Here is a 17402-nt window from a genome sequence, read left to right as displayed (position 1 = left end):
TGTGTAAGCCCCTTGTTCACGGGAGAAGTGACGTGTCGCGCAGTCTGCTCGCACCGGGTGTCGAAGTCGTCGCCGTCCCCGACGGTGGCCTGGCCGTCCGTACGGCCGACGGGGAGTTCCTCCGGGTCGCTGCGGGCGAGGCGGAACAGGGGGAGCTCCTGTCCCGGCTCGCCGGTGGGCCGGTCGAGCGGGCGGACGCCGAAGTCGACCGGCTCGTGGCGGCGTTCGAGCAGGCCGGGTACGCCGAGGAGTGCGGCCGGGCGGGCCGGGCCGTGTGGCCCGCCGGGCGCCGGGACGTGTTGCTGCTCGGTGCTCCCGTACTGACGAAGTCGCTGGCCGGATATCTGGAGGCGGCGGGGGCCGCGCCCCGGTGCGGCCGGCCGGGCGACTGGGAAACGGGCGAGCCCGCCGCCGTGGTGTGGTGCCTCGACGGTCCTGTACCCGAAGGTCTGTGGGATGCCGCCGACCGGCTGCCCGAGCGCGGCATCGCCTGGTCGCGCTGCCACCTCGAAGGCTGGCAGGCATACGTCGAACCGCTTGCGGCCGAGGCGGGCGATGTCACCTCCGCGCAGGTCCGGGCCCGGCGGCTGGCCGCCACACCCGCCCACCGCGAACTGGCCGCCTACTGGCGCGGACCGCGCACGACAGGCTCACCTGTCCGCCTCGCCGAGCCGTCGGCGGGACTGCTTGCTGCGCTCCTCGCCGACGACCTCACCCGGTGGGCGACCGGGGCAGGTGACGAGGGCGGACTGCCCGCGCGGCGGGGCCTGCGCCGCGTCGACTTGCGGACCCTGACCGTCACCGCGCACCCCGTCCTGCCTGTGCCCGGTGTGGCGGCGATGCCTGAGGTGCGGACGCGCCGTCCTGGCGCGCAGGGCGCGGCAACGACCGGGCGCAGCCGGTGACTTCTTACACGGCGTCCGTCGGTGGGCTCGCCACCGATGTCCAACTGCCTAAGGGGCAGGGGCGGTTCCCGGCCGTCCTCATCCGCACCCCCTACGGCCGGCACAGCCACCGCGCCGAGCTGCGTGGCTGGGCGCGGCGCGGATTCGCCGCCGTGGCCCAGGACGTACGGGGCCGCTATGCGTCACCGGGGGAGTGGCGCCCGTACGAGGGAGAGGCCGCCGACGGCGCGGACACCGCGCGCTGGATCCGGCGGCAGAGTTGGAGCGACGGCCGTCTCGTGGCCTGCGGAGCCTCCTACGCCGCCCACTGCGCCCTCGCCCTCGCGTTGGAGGCAGCCGAAGATGCGCGCCCCGACGCCGTGATCGCCGCCGTACCCGCGCTCGGCGCGGCCGACACCGCCCGTGAACCCTCGGGCGTGGAGCGGCTGTGGAACCGCGCCGGGTGGTGGGCGGCCCACGGCGACCGGCCCGACTCGGACGCGAGTGCCCTGACCAATGCGCTCGCCACCGACCCGGAACTGCTGTCCCACCTGCCGCTGATCGATCTTCCCGGGCGGCTGGGGCGACAGCTCCCGTCCTGGAGAGGGTTGTGGCACCGGCGCGACCGCGGCGGGCTCATGTCCCGGGCGGCACAGGGGCAGATGCCCTTGCTCGCCGTGGGAGGGCACCACGACCACTTCGCCGAGGACACCGTGGAGCTGTGGCGCCGCTGGGGCGGACCGTCCGCGCGCTTGCTGATGGGGCCCTGGGGGCATGGCCTTGTCGCCGCGCCCGGGCCCGATGCCCAACCCGAACACCGAGTGAGGCTCGGTGAGTTGTATGCCGAGTGGGCCCGCGCCGCTCTCGAAGGGCGGCTCAGGGAAGGATGGGCAGGTGCGCTCGCCCTCGGTGGCAGCCCGCTGTGGGTGGCTCCGGACGCCATGGGCGACGCGTACGTTCCGCGCCTGCGTCTGCTGCGCGGGGCCGCCTTCACCGCGGACCCCGAGCGCCCGGTCAGTTCAGCGGAACTGGCCGTCCCCGCAGACGACGAGGCGGACCGCTGCGTGCTCGTCACCCCGCCCCTGCCGCGCCCACTGGACGCGCTCGGCCCCGCCGCGGTGCGCCTGCGCGCCACCGCGGACACCCCGTCCGCCGACTGGGTCGCCCGGCTTGTCGCGCTGAGCCCCGAAGGGCAGGCCGAGCGGATCGGCGTCGGGATCGTCCGACGTGCCGAACCCCCAGGCACAAGTGCGGAGTTCACGATCCCCCTCGGGCGCCCCGCGCGACGGCTGCGCGCCGGCACGCGGCTCCGTCTGGAGATCGCCGGACACCACTTCCCGGCCCACGCCCGCAACCCGCACACCGGCGACGACCCGATCACGGCCACCCGCCTGATCGCCTCCCGCCGCGAGGTGGACCGGACCGGCCTGGAACTCCGCCTCACCGTGCTCCGCAACCGACCCACACCCATCAACCCGGTCCTGGAGATCCCCCGATGACGCCGCTGCCGCTCGAAGCCCTCGTGGACCCCGTGTGCGGCATCGTCCGCAAGGTGAAGCCCGTCGACCATCCGGCCGGTGCGCCCCCGCGGTACACGGCGATGACCGCCGAGGTCGCGGACGCCCGCAGGCTCGGCCTGTGGCCCGCCGACCGCGTCTCGCTCGGCACCGCCTTCGGCGACCCCGGCACCGCCCGTATCGCCGCCATAGCCGAAGGGGTCGAGCGGTACTGCGGCAACCGCGTCCCGCCGCCCGGCCACCCGGACGCACCCCTGCGCGCCACCGCCGGCGAACTCGCCGGGAAGGGCCCCCGGCTCTACGGACCGGACGAGCTGCCTTCGTACGCGGACTGGCAGTACGCCCGCGAAAAGTTCCCCTACCGCCGGCTCACGCACGACACCCCGGCCCTGTGGGCGCGCGGAGTCGAGCGGCTGCCCGACGGCACGACGGACGAGGTGTGGGCGCCCGTCGCGCTCACCCACCTCAACTGGCGTCAGGGCGAGCTGCGTTCACTGCCGCGCACCCACCACCTCAACTACGCGGGCATCGCCACCGGCCAGGGCTTCGACGACGCCGTGGAACGCGGCCTCCTGGAGATCGCCGAACGCGACGCACTGGAGGTGTGGTGGCACCTCGACGGGCCCACGCGCGGCATCGACCCGGCGACGGTCCCCGGTCTCGCCGAGGACCTCGCCGGATGCGGGCTCACCGTGTGGATCGTCGAGATGCCCTCCGAGTTCGCGCCCTGCATGGCCGCCCTCGTGTACGACCCGCGGCTCGATCTGTACGCCGCCGGGTTCGCCTGCAAGTACGACCCCGCCGACGCCGCCCGTAAGGCCGTACTCGAAGCGGTGCACACCTGGGTGTTCACCCAGGGCCTCACCGACCCCGACGGCTGGGTCTTCCAGGCCGTCGACGCCGGACTGCTCGCCAAAGGGCTCTACCTCGACCACCGGGAGGACCGCCGCTATCTCGATGTCTGCGGTGAACAGTTCGAGCGTGTGAGGGACTTGGGGGCTCACGTCCAGGTGTGGCTCGATCCGCGGATGGCGTCCGAGGCCAGGCGCTTCACGGAGCCGGCGCACGGCGTCGTCTCCCTCGACGCCGTCGAGTCGGGCAGCCGGGAGCGGATGGCCGCGGCCCTGCACGAGGGCGGCCACCGCGTGATGACCTTCGACCTGACCACCGAGGACGTGGCCGAGACGGAGCTGAGGGTCGCCCGGGTGCTGGTGTCCGGGCTGCTGCCCAACGCGCCTGCCGCGTTCGGGTACTTCGGGTGCCCGCGCCTCGCCGAAGCCGCCCTCGCGCGCGGCTGGCGTACGGCGGCACCGGGTGCGCCCGAGGACTTCACGCTCGCTCCGCCGCCGCACATGTGAGCCGCTCCATGGACCTAGTGAAAGCCCTCGCCAGAGCCCGTACGGACGAAGTGCCCGGCCCGGACCTGCCCGCCGCGCCGATGGTGCCCGACTGGCCGGGCACCGCCCGCCGCCTGCCGCGGGCCGAGCCCGGGCAGCTCGACCTGCGCGAGCTGCTGCGCCTTTCGCTGGCCGCCACCGACGGGACCGGACGGCTGCGGCCCGCGCCCTCCGCGGGCGCCCTGCACCCCGTCGACGCCCAGCTTCTCGTGGGCGACAACTGCTCACTGGAGCGCGGGCGTTACGGCTACGACCCGTCGCGTCACCGGGTGCACCGTCTCGGTGCGGCGCCCGAGGATGTGCCGCCCGGGGCCGCAGTCGAGCTGTACGCGATCGCGCAGCGCACGGAAGCCCACTACGGCCACCGCGCCTGGCCGCTGATCCTGCTCGACGCGGGGCATGCGGCTGCCGCGCTGTGGCTCGCGGGTCGGGCTTTGGGCGCGGGAGTGCCCGCCCTCGATCTGGCGGGTGTGGGCGAACAGCCGCTGGCTGTCGTGCACTTCGTGCCGGAGGAAGGTGACGGGCGGATGGGGGAGAGAGGCCTCCACCGAGCACCCACGCCCCGCGAACTCCTGGCCCGCCGCAGCGCCCCGCCCCCGCTGAACGGCACCCTCACGCGCGCCGACCTGCTCGCCGTACTCACGACGGCGCAACAAGCCGCCGCCGGCGAACTGAGCTGGTGTGTGGCCGTCGGGGCGCCCGAGCCGGAGCTCGTCGAGCCGGCTCCGGACGGTGCGCTGCGTCGGCTGGCGGCGGGAGAGGCCCGCCCCACCCTGGCCGCGTGGGCCGCGGGCCAGCGGTGGATCGCGGACGCGGGCGCCGTGCTCATCGGCTACGGCTGTCCGTCCGACGCGGACGCCGAGCGGATCCGGCGTACCCATCTGCGTGCCGGATTCGCCGTCGGCCGCGCACACATCGCCGCTCGGCGACGGGGGTTGGCGGCCCGCCCCGTCGGCTCCTGGCAGAGGGCCGACCTGGGCGCGGCGCTCGGCCGCGAGCCGGAACACGACTGGATCGTCCACGGCCTGGCTCTGGGCCGACCCGAGGAGGGGACCTGAGTGATCGTCCACCCGGAGCTGCGCCGTGCCGCACGCCTCGCACGCCGTGAGCTGCTCGCGGCCACCGCCCTGCAGGGGGCCGTCACCCTCAGCTGGCTCGCCCAGGCCGTTCTGCTCGCCTTCGCCCTCGCCGCCATCGCCCGCGGGGAGTTCGGTGAACTACCGTTCCTCCTCACGGCAGTTGCGGCCACTGTGGTCTTCCGCGCCGGACTCGGCCTGTGGCAGCGGGGCATCGCCACCCGGGCCGGAGCACGCGTCCGCGTCCGGCTGCGCGACGAGCTCTTCGCCCACCTCGGCCGCCTCGGTCCCGCCCACCTGACCACGGCCCGCACGGGAGTCGTCCGCACCACCCTGGTCGACGGAGTCGAAGGCGTCGACGCCTACGTCTCCCGCTACCTCCCCCAGCTGATCGTCACGTTCACCGCACCACCGCTCCTGCTCGTCGCTGTAGCCGTCATCGAACCGCTCGCCCTGCTCGGCCTCGTGCCGGCGCTGGTCCTCGCCCTCGCCGGGCCGCGCGCCTGGGACCGGCTCCTCGCCCGGCGCGGCAAGGAGCACTGGGACACGTACGAACAACTCGGCGCCGACTACCTCGAGGCCCTGCAGGGCATGCCCGCGCTGCGCGCCGCGGGTGCCGTCGGGCGCGCCCGGTCGCGTCTGGAGGAGCGCTCGGCCGCGCTGCACCGCGCCACCGTGGCCAAGCTCCGCGTCTCGCTCGTCGACACCGGTATCACCGACCTGGCCATCCAGGGCGGCACCGCGGCTGCCGCCCTGCTCGCCTGCTGGTCGACGGCGAGCGGATCCACCACGGCCACCGGCACCTATCTGGTGCTGCTGCTCGCCGGGGAGTGCTTCCGTCCCGTACGCGATCTGTCCAGGGAGTGGCACGCCGGTTATCTGGGCGTCTCGGCCGCGGACGGGCTCGCGGCCCTGCGTACCGCCGAACCAGCCGTCTCCGATACGGGAACAGCACAGGCCGACTGGCCCGCCCCGCCCGAACTGCGCTTCGAGGACGTCGAGTTCACCTACGCCGGCTCGGAAGCGACCGCGCTCACGAACGTCTCCTTCACCGCCGAAGCCGGCCGCACCACCGCGATCGTGGGCCCCTCGGGCGCCGGCAAGTCGACCCTGATCGCCCTGCTGCTCCGCCACCACGACCCAGGGCGCGGCAGGATCACCGTCGACGGCCGTGACACCACCTCGTACACCCTCGACAGCCTGCGCCGCGGCATCGCCGTGGTCTCCCAGGAGACCCACCTCTTCCACGCCACCATCGCCGACAACCTGCGCCTGGCCCGGGCCGACGCCACCGGCGAGGAGCTGCGGCGCGCTGCCCGCGCGGCCGGTGTCCACGACGAGATCGCCGGGCTGGCCGACGGCTACGACACCGTCCTCGGCGAGCACGGCGCCACCCTCTCCGGCGGGCAGCGCCAGCGCCTGGCCCTGGCCCGTGCCCTGCTCGCCGACGCGCCCGTCCTCGTTCTCGACGAGGCCACCAGCTCCGTGGACGAGCGCCGCGAGGCGGACATCGTCCGTGAACTCCTGGACGCCGCGGGGGAGCGGACCGTCCTCGTCGTCGCCCACCGGCTCGCCGCCGTACGGCACGCCGACCGCATCGTGGTCCTCGACGCCGGCCGCGTGGACGCCGCAGGCGACCATGCCGCGCTCGTCGCCGCCGGGGGCGTCTACGCCGAGCTCGTCGAGGCGGGCCGTATGCCTCAAGGAGGGCTCGCCGCATGAGCGCCGCCGACACCCCTGTTCCCGCGCGTGGTTCGCTGCGTGCCCTGCTGCCCGCGCTCGCCGGGCACCGCGCCATGATGGCCCGCACCTGCGCGGCCGCCCTGCTCGAACAGGGCTCGCTGGTCACGCTCGTCACCCTGTCCGCGCACACCGTCGGCGCGGCGGTCATGACAGGTGCGGCACCTTCGGGCGCCACCGTTGCGGCGCTCGGCGTCCTCGTGCTGCTGCGCGCCCTGATGACCTGGCGGGAGATGGACCTCTCGCACGATCTGGCCTACCGGGTTCTGGCCGAACTCCGCGTACGGCTCTTCGACGGGCTCGCCCGCAGCGCCCCGGCCCGCGTCGCCGGCAAGCGCAGCGGAGACCTGGCCGCCACGGCCATGGCCGACGTGGAGGCGCTGGAGTTCTTCTACGCGCACACCACCGCCCAACTCCTCGCCTCGGGCGTCGTGTTCACCGGCGGCGCCGGACTGCTCGCCACGGTGGAGCCCTGGCTCCTGCTCGCCGTCGCCCCGGTCGCTGTCCTCCTGACCGCCGCACCCTTCGCCGACGCACGCGGACGTACCGCCCGAGGCACTCGCACCCGCCAGGCCGCCGCCGCACTGTCAGCCGACACCGTGGAGACCGTCGACGGGCTGCGCGACCTGCTCGCCTGCGGCCCCCCCGGGGGGGGCCGCGCCGGGCCCGCCCCAGGGGGGCGGGGGCGGGGGCCCGCCCAGGGGGCGGAGGCCACATGGGAGGCGATGGCCGCCGCCGTACGGGACCTGCTGATCGTGCTCGCCGTACTCGGCGTGGTGGCCGCCGCCGCGGGAGCCGTCGCCACCGGGCGCCTGCACGGCGCGTGGGCCCCCGCCGCGATGGCGCTCGCCCTGTCCATGCTCGGCCCGGTCGCCGAATCCGCCCGGGCACTCAGCCAGGCGATGGGGCTGCGGATCGCGGCGGCGAGGGTCGAGTCCGGTATCAAGGCCCCCGCACTCGCGCCGCCCCCCACCTCTCCACGCCCCCTGCCCGCGGGGCCGCTCGGCGTGCACCTGCACGGTGTGAGCTTCGCGTACAGCGACCAACCCGTACTCCAGGAGGTCGAGTTGACGGTCCCGGCCGGGCAGAGCCTCGCCCTCGTCGGCACCTCCGGCGCCGGCAAGTCCACCTGCGCCCACCTCATCGCCCGCTTCTGGGACCCCTCGGCAGGATCCGTCTACCTCACCTCGGAGGGCGGCGAACCCGTCGACCTGCGCGATCTCGCCGACGCGGACCTCCGTACCGCCGTCGCCGTGGTGGGCCAGAACACCCCGCTGTTCCACGGCACCCTCGCCGAGAATCTGCGCCTGTCCGTACCCGGCGCGGACGACCGAACCCTCGCCGCAACAGCCGCGTTGTGCGGCATCGACCGCATCGCGCCCCTGGACACCCACGTCGGCGAACGCGGCGCCACCCTCTCCGGCGGCCAGCGCGCCCGTATCGCACTCGCCCGCGCCCTCCTGGCCCGGCCCCGTGTCCTCGTCCTCGACGAGACCACCGCCCATCTGGACAACGTGTCCGACGCCGAACTCGGCGCCGTACTCGCCGATGAGCAGCGCACCACGATCGTCATCGCGCACCGGCCCGCCACGATCCGCCGGGCCGACCGCATCGCCGTACTCGAAGGCGGTCGCATCGCGGAGGAAGGCACCTGGGACGAACTCACCGCACGGGCCGACGGAGCGCTCGCCCGCGTCCTTGAGCTCTCGCGGGCGCGGTGACGTCGACCGCGCGAGCGCAGTGACGCCCGTAGCCCTCTCTCATTGATGCCCGGAACCCTCCCCCTGTTAATGGGAACCATTTTCATGTAGCGTGAGCGGCGCACGCCCGACCGAGACCAGGAGCCACCCATGGCCGTTCCCAAGCGGAAGATGTCCCGCAGCAACACCCGCCACCGCAGGGCCCAGTGGAAGGCGACGACGGCACAGCTCGTGCCGGTCACCGTGGACGGCACGACGCACCTCGTGCCGCAGCGCCTCGTGAAGGCGTACGAGCGCGGGCTGCTGCACCCCGAGGGCTGACAGGGGGTGCGGGGCCGTGCGGCGCCGCCCGCCCCGGTGGAGCACGGGCAACCGAATGACCGACGACGACGGAGGCGACCATGACCGGTCACGGCGTACAACTCGGCACAGTCCAGGAAACCCTGCTCATCCCCCTGTACGGGCGCGCGGTGGAGAACCGCAAGCCGGAACCGGCACTGCGTGATCCGCGGGCCGAGGAGATCGCCGGGGCGATCGACTACGACTTCGCCCGCTTCGACGAACTGCCCAGCCTGACCGGCACGGTGCTGCGCACCTCCCTCTTCGACCACTGGGTACGGAACTTCCTGGAGGAACACCCCGAGGGCACCGTCGTCGAGATCGGCACGGGCCTGAACACCCGGTACGAGCGCGTGGACAACGGCCGGGCCCGCTGGATCGACCTCGACCTGCCCGACGTGATCGACCTGCGCCGGGCGTTCTTCACCGACACCGAACGCAGGCGCATGATCGCGGCCTCGGTCACCGACGAGTCCTGGGCCGCGTCCGTGGCGAAGGGCGCCGACGGTCCGTACTTCTTCGGCGCGGAAGCCGTCCTGCCGTTCCTCGACGAGCCGGACGTCCGCGGCGTCGTGGACCTGATCGCCGAACGCTTCCCGGGCTCCCTGCTCGCCCTGGACACCGCGGGCCCCGGCATCATCACGACCCAGGACCGGCATGACGCGCTGAGCAAGGTCGAGGCCCGGATGCGCTGGTCCTGCTCCGACCCCTCCGTACTCGAGGACTGGCGTCCCGGCACGCGCCTGCTCGCCTCGCACACCCTGACCACACTGCCGCAGCCGATGTACGAGGCACTGCCGGCGTCCTACCGCGAGATGCTCACCGGCCTGGCCGCCCAGCGGCTGCCCCAGGTCGAGGAGTACCGGCTCACCTTGCTCCGACTGCCGTGACCTGGGCGCGACCGCGTGTGCCGAGCCGGGGAGTCGTCAGCCGACCGGTTCGTCCAGAGTTTTCGAGCTGTCCGAGTGCTGTCGCGTGATCACATAGCCGAAGGCGGTCGCGAGGACGTACATCAGGACCGAGTAGACGGCGATGGGGATCGCGACCTCGGTGCTGTCCAGAACGCTGAGCGCGATGGTGAGGGCCACCGTCGTGTTGTGGATCCCGACCTCCATGGAGCTGGCAATCGCCTGGCGCTTGTCGAGGCGGAGCAGCCGGGTGACGCCGTAGCCGAGCGTGAGGCTCGCGAGGCAGAAGATGCCGGTCACCCATCCGACCTGCTGCAGGTAGTCGGCCAGATTCTCCCGCTCGCCCAGCAGGGCGCCGACCGAGACGATGACCAGTACGGCGATGGAGAAGATCCGGACGGGGCGGTCGGCGCGCGCGGCGAACTCGGCGGAGCGCCGGCGGACCGCCATGCCGACGGCGACCGGGACGAGCACGATCGCGATCACCTGCACCACCTTGCCGAGCTGCAGGCCGAGGTCGCCCTGGGCGTCGAAGTGGTCGATGGCGAGGTTGGTGATGATCGGAATGGTGACGGCGGCGAGTACCGAGTTGATCGCGGTCAGGGTGATGTTGAGGGCCACGTCTCCGCGGAAGAGATGACTGAACAAGTTGGCCGTGGTCCCGCCGGGGGACGCGGCAAGCAGCATCACACCGACGGCGAGCAACGGGTCGAGGCCGAATATCTTGACCAGCCCGAACGCCACGAGCGGGAGCACCAGTACCTGCAGCACCAGCGCGACGATGACCGCTTTCGGTGTCCGGCTGACCCTCCTGAAGTCATCGGTCGTCAGGGACAGTCCGAGGCCGAACATGATGATGGCCAGGGCGATCGGCAGGCCGGTGGTGATGAGTACGGAGTCGTTCATCGGTGTCCCGTGGTCGAAGGAGTGCAGGCGGTGAGCGCGTTGTCGCGTCTGCGAGGAGTGCGAGCGGCCGGTGTGTGACCGCAGGGAGCATCGTGGAGTGCCGCGCCGCTCGCCGCCAGCCTCCGGACGCGGACACGTCGGCTCAGCCGGTGCGCGTGGTGGTCAGGACCGCGGCGGCCAGCGCCCTGCCGATGGCCTTGGAGCCGTTCGCGTTGGGGTGCAGCGGGGTGGCGACGTGGGCGGGGACGAGGCCCTCGATGTAACGGTCGGCGGGTGCCGCGCACGAGTCGTGACCGATGCCGAGGGAGTAGGTGTCCACGAAGGTCGCGCCGCCCTGCTCGGCTGTCGTCCTGAGTACGGCGCTGAGGTGGTCGGTGGCCCCCTGGATGTAGGTGGCGTCGACGTCCCAGATGGGCTGGGTGGGGAAGCAGCCGCCGGGGCGGATGTAGTTGCCGTACCCGATGACGAACACCTCGGCGTGCGGGGCTCGCTGCCGGACCTGGTGCAGGGTGGTGGCGAACTTCGGGGCCCAGGCGTCGATACCTGCCTTGACGGTGTCGACGCCGCCTTTGGTGTTCCTGGCCGCGCAGCTGCTGCCGAGGGGCTTGGCCAGCAGGTTGACGCATCCCAGGGCGGCGGGGACGAGTCCGGCGTCGTTGCCGCCGATGGTGATGCTGACGACGTCCGTCTCCTCGGTGAGGGCATCCAACTGAGGCTTGGTTCCCGGGTACTGGGAGGCCGTGAAGTGCTCGGCGGTCGCGCCGGAACAACTGACGTCGGTGAGCTCGGCGCCCAGCGCCTTGGCCGCGATGTGCGGATAGTCAGCCAACGAGCGCAGGCAGAGCAGGTTCGAGGGGTCTACCGGCGGCACGAGCGGGGCGGCGGCATACGAGTCGCCCAGGGCCACGTACTCGAGGGGCTCGGTGGACTCGGCAGCAACAGCCGGTGACACCAGGGTCGTTGCCAGGGCTGTGGCGGCCACGGCGGCGGCCAGTGCCGTGCGCAGGCTGACGTTCACGTGCGGCTCCTTCGGCTCACGGCGGTGCGCGCGCACGCACCGCGATGCTAGGGATCGAGGGCGGGCCGGCCGGCGGACAGCACTGTTTACCGGCCGGTAAGTTTGTGGTGCGATACATCATGACGGCCCACGCTCTGCGTGCTTCCGGTCCGGAGAACAGCATTCCGAGGGGTGATTTGTGTCCGCGTACAACGCCGGGACGACGGGCGGCGCCGGCGAGAGCGTGCAGCAGTACCTGCGCGGATCCGCCCACAGACTGCAGGCGGCGATCCTGGAGCGGCTGACCGAGGAACTCCCCGTCTACCGGAAGTTGCCCGCCGAACAGCTCTCCGGCGATGTGGCGCGCATGATCCGTCGGGGCCTCGACGACTTCGCGCGGGTACTGGACAGCGGCTCCATGCCAGGTCCCGAGCAACTCGCCCTGCTGACCAGCTCGGCCACCCGCCGGGCGGAGGAAGGGCTGCCGGCCGAAGCCATCGTGTCCGCCTACTTCCTCGGGGCCCGGACCTGCGCGGACGACTTCGCCGCGGCGGCCCGGCCCGAAGACCTTCCGGCCCTCACCGCCATGCACAGCCTGCTCCTCGCCTACCTTCAGCACGTCACCACCGCCGTCACGGCCGGCTACGTGCACCAGATGCAGACCACCGTCGGCGAACGGCACAGCGCCCGCCAACTGCTGCTGACCGCACTCCGTGAAGGCCGCGTCGACGAGGATGCGGCCGAGGAAGCGGGACTCACGCTCCCTGCCGGCTACCTCGTTCTCGCACTGGCGACAGGGCCGCACGCCGATGAACACGCACCCGGCGTCGACACGCACGCCGCGGCCCAGCGCAAACTCAGGCGCCTGCACACGGAACTCGCCCTCCACACCCGCGGAACCGCCCTCACCTCACTGACCACCACAGGCGGCCTGGTGCTCCTGCCCAGCGAGAGCGACCCCGCCGAACTCACCCCGGCCGATTGGGACGGCACCACACAGCTCCTGACCCGCCTTCAGCGCGCCGCGGGCGCCACCGTACTCGCCGCGGCAGTTCCGGCCCGGCCCGGCGAGGTCGCCGAGGTGTGGCCCGTCGCCACCGAACTGGCCCGGATCGCCACCGCCTCGGCTCGCCCGCCGGGCCTATACCGGCTGGAAGACCTCGCCCTCGAGTACCAGCTCTCACGTCCCGGCCCCGCCCACGCCCACGTCGCCCGACTTCTCGACCCGCTGGACGCGCACTCCGACCTTCTGCTCACGCTGACGGCGTTCCTGCGCCACGACTTGGACCGCCGCACGGCCGCCCGAGCCCTCAACGTCCACCCCAACACCGTTCTCTACCGAATTCGCAAGATCACTGCCCTCACCGGACTCGACGCCACCCGCCCCACCGACCTCCCCACCCTGTACGCCGCCCTCACCTGCCACACCCTCAGGAAGGCTCCGGCAGCACGGCCGACCCCACCCTGAGGTCGAGATCCTTTCGGGCCTGCTCGAACTCGTCGGCCCAGATGAACAGACGGTGCGACGGCGGCACTTCGTGGTAGCCGTGCAGTCCTACGACGCGCAGGTCGCGCAGGTCGACACAGACGCGTTGATAGGCGTCATCGACCGCTGTCTTGATGTCGTCCAACTTCTCGGCGCCCAGCTTGACGCAGGCGCGGAACTCGTACGCGAGGAGCAGGTCCTCGCCGAACTCCGCCCACGCGCCCCGCCGTTCGCTCCACGCCCGGTCGGCTTCGGTGACCAGCCGGTTCAGGTCGGCGTTGTGGGGGAGCGAGGGGTGGACGAGGAACATGGCACCCCAGCCGGAGGCGACCATGTCCAAGTTGAACGTCCGGCGGTCGGGGTGGTCCCTGGGCGGCAGGGGATCCGAGGCGTCTGCGTCGAACCAGGGTGCCAGATAGGCGAGGAGCCGGCCGTACCGGTCGAGGATCTCGCCGGTCGGGATGATCGCCGTTCTGCGCCGCGGACCGGACGGGCGGGTGAGGCGCCGGTCCAGCAGGGCGTCGAACTCGGCGCCGGCGCGATTGCCCGCGGCGATGTGCCGTTCGGCGGCTGTCGGGGTGAGCCGGCCGACCAGGTACTCGCGCAGACTGCCGGGAAGGAAGCCGTCGAAGGTGCCGTCGCTCAGGCGGGACCGGCAGCGGTCCAGCTTCACCTGGGCGGTGGCGGGCAGCCCGGCGTAGTGAGCCTTCTCGGGCGTGTCCACCGACACCATGCGCACCGGCTGGTCGATGACGGGGGTGTCCCCGTCGGAGGTCCGCAGCAGCCGCCTGGGGGCGGGAGGCCGTGTCACTCGGGGAAAGTCGAACCTGAGCATGCCCTGTCCCTTCGGACGCCACATACCGCTGAGGTGTGTGTGAGCGGCGACCGCGTTGCCGGGCCCGGCATGTGGCCGCCCGGACGCGCAGGTGCCATGGGCAGCGAACACCCGGACCGGCCCCGGCGCAATGGCCCGGCAGGCCTGGTGGAGATGCCCGGCTCGTCGGCTCGTGGTCTACGGCCGGCCCGAAAGTCCAAGCGGAATTGGATGTTCTGCGCTTCTTCCGTACGGGATGTTGACCGACTCTTCGTCGCTGGCTTGGATCGGCGGGCAGAGATCCGATGATTCCGCCCCTGTACCCCACACTTCGACAGGAGTCGCAGTGCTACGCAGACGATCGATCCCCTGGTTGCTGGGCACGCTGGCGGGTGCCCTGCTGATGATCGTGGCGCCCCTGCCCGCCACCGCCGCTGCCTCGGGCACCGCCGCTTCGGCCGCCGCGGCCGGGCCGCCCGTCACCGTGCCTGCGCTCGCTGACTGGACGCCCCAGGAAGGGAGTTACTCCTTCGGGCGGCACACGCGCCTCGTCGTGGACGCCCACGACAAGGAGGCGCGCGGCGTCGCCGTCACCCTCGCCGAGGACCTCCGCGAGGCCGGGCACGGCACCGTACCCGTCGTGGACAGCGGCCAGGGAGCCGTCCGCGGCGGCGATGTGGTCGTGCGCGTCGATCCTGCCCGCGAGGGTGCTCTGGGCAAGGAGGGGTACGCCCTCACGGCGGGACGCACACTCACCATCACCGGCGGCACCGAGGCCGGGGCCTTCTACGGCACCCGCACCCTGCTCCAACTCCTCGCCGGGGGCCACCGGATACCGGCCGGGCGGACCGTCGACGTGCCGCGGTACGCCGAGCGCGGCGTCGGGGTCTGCGCCTGCTACATCCACATCACCACGGAGTGGCTGGAGAACCTCGTACGCGATATGGCGTACCACAAGCTCAACCAGCTGCTGCTCGAACTCAAGGTGAAGAGCGACGCCCACCCCGAGGCCAACACCTGGGGCTACTACACCAAGGACGAGATCCGGCGGCTCGTCGCACTCGGCGAGAAGTACCACGTCACCATCATCCCGGAGATCAACTCACCCGGGCACATGGACCCGTGGATCGAGAACCGGCCCGAACTCCAGCTCACCGACAGCGACGGGAAGCCGCAGCCGTCCCGGCTCGACGTCACCTCGCCCGAGGCGTTCGCCTACTACACATCGCTGATCGACGAGTACGGCGAGGTGTTCACGGCCGACTCCTGGCACATGGGCGCCGACGAGTACATGCTCGGCTCGGACTTCGCCAAGTACCCGCACGTCCTGGAGTACGCGAGGAAGAAGTACGGGCCGGGCGCCACCCCGCAGGACGCGTTCATCGACTTCGTCAACCGGGTCCATGACTACGCCGCCGCCAAGGGCAAGCGGCTGCGGATCTGGAACGACGGACTCACCGGCGACAACACCGTGCCCGTCAAGCCGGGTACGACCGTCGAGCACTGGCTGAACGTGCGGACGAAACCCAGCGAACTCCTCGCCCAGGGCTACCCGTTGCTCAACGCCTCCTACTCGCTCTACCTCGTACGCGGCGGCTTCCACATGAACACGAAGTCGCTGTACGAGCAGCGGTGGGACCCGCGCAGCTTCGAAGGAGAGAAGGTGACCTCCCGCGAGGGCATCACCGGCGCGAAGATCAGCCTCTGGCCGGACAACGGACGCGGCGAGACCGAGAACGAAGTCGCCGAGACAATGGACCTGCCGCTGCGCTACGTCGCCCAGACCACGTGGGGCGTGCCCGCCCCCGACGCCGAGTACGAGACGTTCGCCGCCCGCGCCAAGACCGTGGGGCACGCTCCGGGCCACCGCGACCTGACCCGGCTGCCCGTGGCCGAAGGCACGTACACCCTGCGCGACACCCGGGGCAGGGCTGCCCCGGCCGACTGGCGGATCAGCCGCACCGCCGACGGCTACGCCACGCTGACCTCGGCGGCGACCGGGCTGTGCGCCGAGACCCGCAGCGGCAAGCTGACCCTCAACACCCCGCTGCAGCCCGGCACTCCGGTCACCCAGGAGACCTGCTCGGCGTCGAACACACTGCAGCGCTGGCAGCTCACCAAGGTCCGCGGCGGCTACCGCCTCACCAACGCGATCACACAGATGGCCCTCCACGTCACCGCGGACGGCCGGCTGCTCCAGTATCCCGCCGACCAACAGCCGCCCGCCGTCTGGCACCTCGCCCCCCACTGACCGTCCCGGAGGACCCCGCATGGCCATCAGCAGACGTCTCTTCGTCGGCGCGGTCGCCGCGTCGAGCACCTCGTACGCGCTCACCGTGGGCGCGGCACCCCCTGCGTCCGCCGCCCCGTCGGCGGTGACCGCCGAGCCGCACTACCGCATCCCGATCAGCACCACCGACACGCCCGAGCAGCTTGTCGCCAAAGCGGCCCGTGTGCGGCCGACGGAGCGTCAGATCACCTGGCAGCGCCTGGAGAAGACCGCCTTCCTGCACTTCGGCGTCAACACCTTCACCGGCCTCGAGTGGGGTACCGGCGACGAGGACCCGGACGTCTTCCAGCCCGCCGGCCTGGACACCGACCAGTGGGCACGCGCCCTGCGCGACGGCGGCTTCGAGCTCGCCATCCTCACCGTCAAACACCACGACGGCTTCGTCCTCCATCCCTCGCGCTACACCGGGCACAGCGTTGCGTCCAGCAGCTGGCGGGACGGCAACGGCGACGTGCTGCGCTCCTTCGCCGACTCGATGCGCAACCACGGCATCAAGGTCGGCGTCTATGTCTCCCCGGCCGACGAGAACCAGTACCTGCACGGCGTGTACGCCAACGGCAGCGCCCGCACCACGCACACCGTGCCCGCCCTCACCGAGGGCGACGACCGGGCGGGTGAGGACCTGCGCACCTTCGACCTCCAGGCCACCGACTACGGCGCCTACATGCTCAACCAGCTCTACGAGGTGCTCACCGAGTACGGCCCCGTGGACGAGGTGTGGTTCGACGGCGCCCAGGGCCGGATCCCCCCGGACAAGGTGGAGCGCTACGACTGGGACAGCTGGTACGAGCTGGTCCGCACCCTGGCGCCGGACGCCTCCATCGCCGTGTCGGGTCCCGACGTCCGCTGGGTCGGCAACGAAGGCGGGCTCGCCCGCGAGGACGAATGGAGTGTCGTCCCGGTGCGGGAGAAGGACTACGGCCGCACCGACTACGCCCTCCACTACGAGGCCGCCGACCAGGGCAGCCGCGCGGCGCTGGTGGAGGCGCAGCCGCTGGCCCAGTACCTGCAGTGGTGGCCGGCGGAGTGCGACGTGTCGATCAGGCCCGGGTGGTTCCACCACGCGGACCAGCAGCCCAAGTCGGTGGAGCAGCTGACCGACATCTGGTTCCGCTCCGTCGGACGCAACTCCGTGCTGCTCCTGAACATCCCCCCGGACCAGCAGGGCCGCCTGCCCGACGCGGACGTCGCCGTCCTCAGGGAGTTCCGTGAGCGGGTGGAACGCGAACTGCCGGAGGATCTCGCGCGCGGCTCCCGGGCCCGGGGCGACGGGCGCCGCCCCCGCCCTGCGGTGGGCGGCGACCCCGCCACGGCGTGGGCGGCGCCCCCGCCGGCCAAGGGGACACCC

Annotated in this window: 14 protein-coding genes; 11 read left to right on the top strand and 3 right to left on the bottom strand. The window is 72.4% G+C overall.

Annotated elements, in window-relative coordinates; translation table 11 throughout:
• The first annotated feature begins 32 nt into the window (after positions 1-32).
• The 8 genes from JAO81_RS09045 (at position 33) to JAO81_RS09010 (ending at position 9543) form a co-directional block, all read left to right on the top strand.
• A complete protein-coding gene (locus JAO81_RS09045; RefSeq protein WP_199547279.1) occupies positions 33-905 on the top strand; it encodes a hypothetical protein in 873 nt (290 codons plus the stop codon).
• Complete coding sequence (locus JAO81_RS09040; RefSeq protein ID WP_199547278.1) at positions 902-2383, top strand: CocE/NonD family hydrolase; 1482 nt, start codon at positions 902-904, stop codon at positions 2381-2383. The genes JAO81_RS09045 and JAO81_RS09040 overlap by 4 nt, the downstream gene beginning before the upstream one ends.
• On the top strand, positions 2380-3759 hold the full coding sequence (locus JAO81_RS09035) for a YcaO-like family protein (protein ID WP_199547277.1): 1380 nt from the start codon (positions 2380-2382) through the stop codon (positions 3757-3759). Before JAO81_RS09040 ends, JAO81_RS09035 begins: the two co-directional genes overlap by 4 nt.
• 8 nt (positions 3760-3767) lie before the next feature.
• Positions 3768-4856: a SagB/ThcOx family dehydrogenase gene (locus tag JAO81_RS09030; protein ID WP_199547276.1), complete on the top strand. Its 1089-nt coding sequence runs from the start codon at positions 3768-3770 to the stop codon at positions 4854-4856.
• The gene (locus JAO81_RS09025; protein ID WP_199547275.1) at positions 4857-6596 is read left to right on the top strand and encodes an ABC transporter ATP-binding protein/permease; all 1740 of its coding nucleotides are present in this window, start codon (positions 4857-4859) and stop codon (positions 6594-6596) included. It begins immediately after the preceding gene.
• Entirely contained in the window at positions 6593-8335 is a 1743-nt protein-coding gene (locus tag JAO81_RS09020; protein ID WP_199547274.1) for an ABC transporter ATP-binding protein, read from the top strand. The genes JAO81_RS09025 and JAO81_RS09020 overlap by 4 nt, the downstream gene beginning before the upstream one ends.
• Positions 8336-8464: 129 nt before the next feature.
• Positions 8465-8635, top strand: a complete 171-nt coding sequence (rpmF, locus tag JAO81_RS09015) for a 50S ribosomal protein L32 (protein WP_165330116.1) — start codon at positions 8465-8467, stop codon at positions 8633-8635.
• A gap of 80 nt (positions 8636-8715) precedes the next feature.
• Positions 8716-9543, top strand: a complete 828-nt coding sequence (locus tag JAO81_RS09010) for a class I SAM-dependent methyltransferase (protein ID WP_199547273.1) — start codon at positions 8716-8718, stop codon at positions 9541-9543.
• A 36-nt stretch (positions 9544-9579) separates the two neighbouring features.
• Here the strand turns inward: JAO81_RS09010 and JAO81_RS09005 are convergent, their stop codons facing one another.
• Both JAO81_RS09005 and JAO81_RS09000 read right to left on the bottom strand, forming a co-directional pair.
• On the bottom strand, positions 9580-10467 hold the full coding sequence (locus JAO81_RS09005; protein WP_199547272.1) for a bile acid:sodium symporter family protein: 888 nt from the start codon (positions 10465-10467) through the stop codon (positions 9580-9582).
• 142 nt (positions 10468-10609) lie between these two features.
• A complete protein-coding gene (locus tag JAO81_RS09000) occupies positions 10610-11485 on the bottom strand; it encodes an SGNH/GDSL hydrolase family protein (RefSeq protein ID WP_199547271.1) in 876 nt (291 codons plus the stop codon).
• A 178-nt stretch (positions 11486-11663) separates the two neighbouring features.
• Here JAO81_RS09000 and JAO81_RS43655 point away from each other — a divergent pair, with 178 nt between their 5' ends.
• Positions 11664-12932 carry a CdaR family transcriptional regulator gene (locus JAO81_RS43655; protein WP_199547270.1) on the top strand — a complete coding sequence of 423 codons (1269 nt, stop codon included), beginning with the start codon at positions 11664-11666 and terminating at the stop codon, positions 12930-12932.
• Here the strand turns inward: JAO81_RS43655 and JAO81_RS08990 are convergent.
• A complete protein-coding gene (locus tag JAO81_RS08990) occupies positions 12895-13761 on the bottom strand; it encodes a hypothetical protein (protein WP_199547269.1) in 867 nt (288 codons plus the stop codon). The two genes, JAO81_RS43655 and JAO81_RS08990, sit on opposite strands and share 38 nt — an antisense overlap.
• A gap of 406 nt (positions 13762-14167) precedes the next feature.
• On the opposite strand from JAO81_RS08990, the gene JAO81_RS08985 reads away from it, so the two are divergent.
• On the top strand, positions 14168-16015 hold the full coding sequence (locus tag JAO81_RS08985) for a family 20 glycosylhydrolase (RefSeq protein ID WP_199547308.1): 1848 nt from the start codon (positions 14168-14170) through the stop codon (positions 16013-16015).
• A 19-nt stretch (positions 16016-16034) separates the two neighbouring features.
• Positions 16035-17402 (top strand): alpha-L-fucosidase (locus tag JAO81_RS08980; RefSeq protein WP_199547268.1); only part of this gene is annotated, 1368 nt, incomplete at its 3' end.

The sequence above is a fragment of the Streptomyces sp. N35 genome (genome assembly GCF_016464295.1).
Lineage (GTDB): Bacteria > Actinomycetota > Actinomycetes > Streptomycetales > Streptomycetaceae > Streptomyces.
This window is presented reverse-complemented; position numbering and strand designations above follow the sequence as displayed.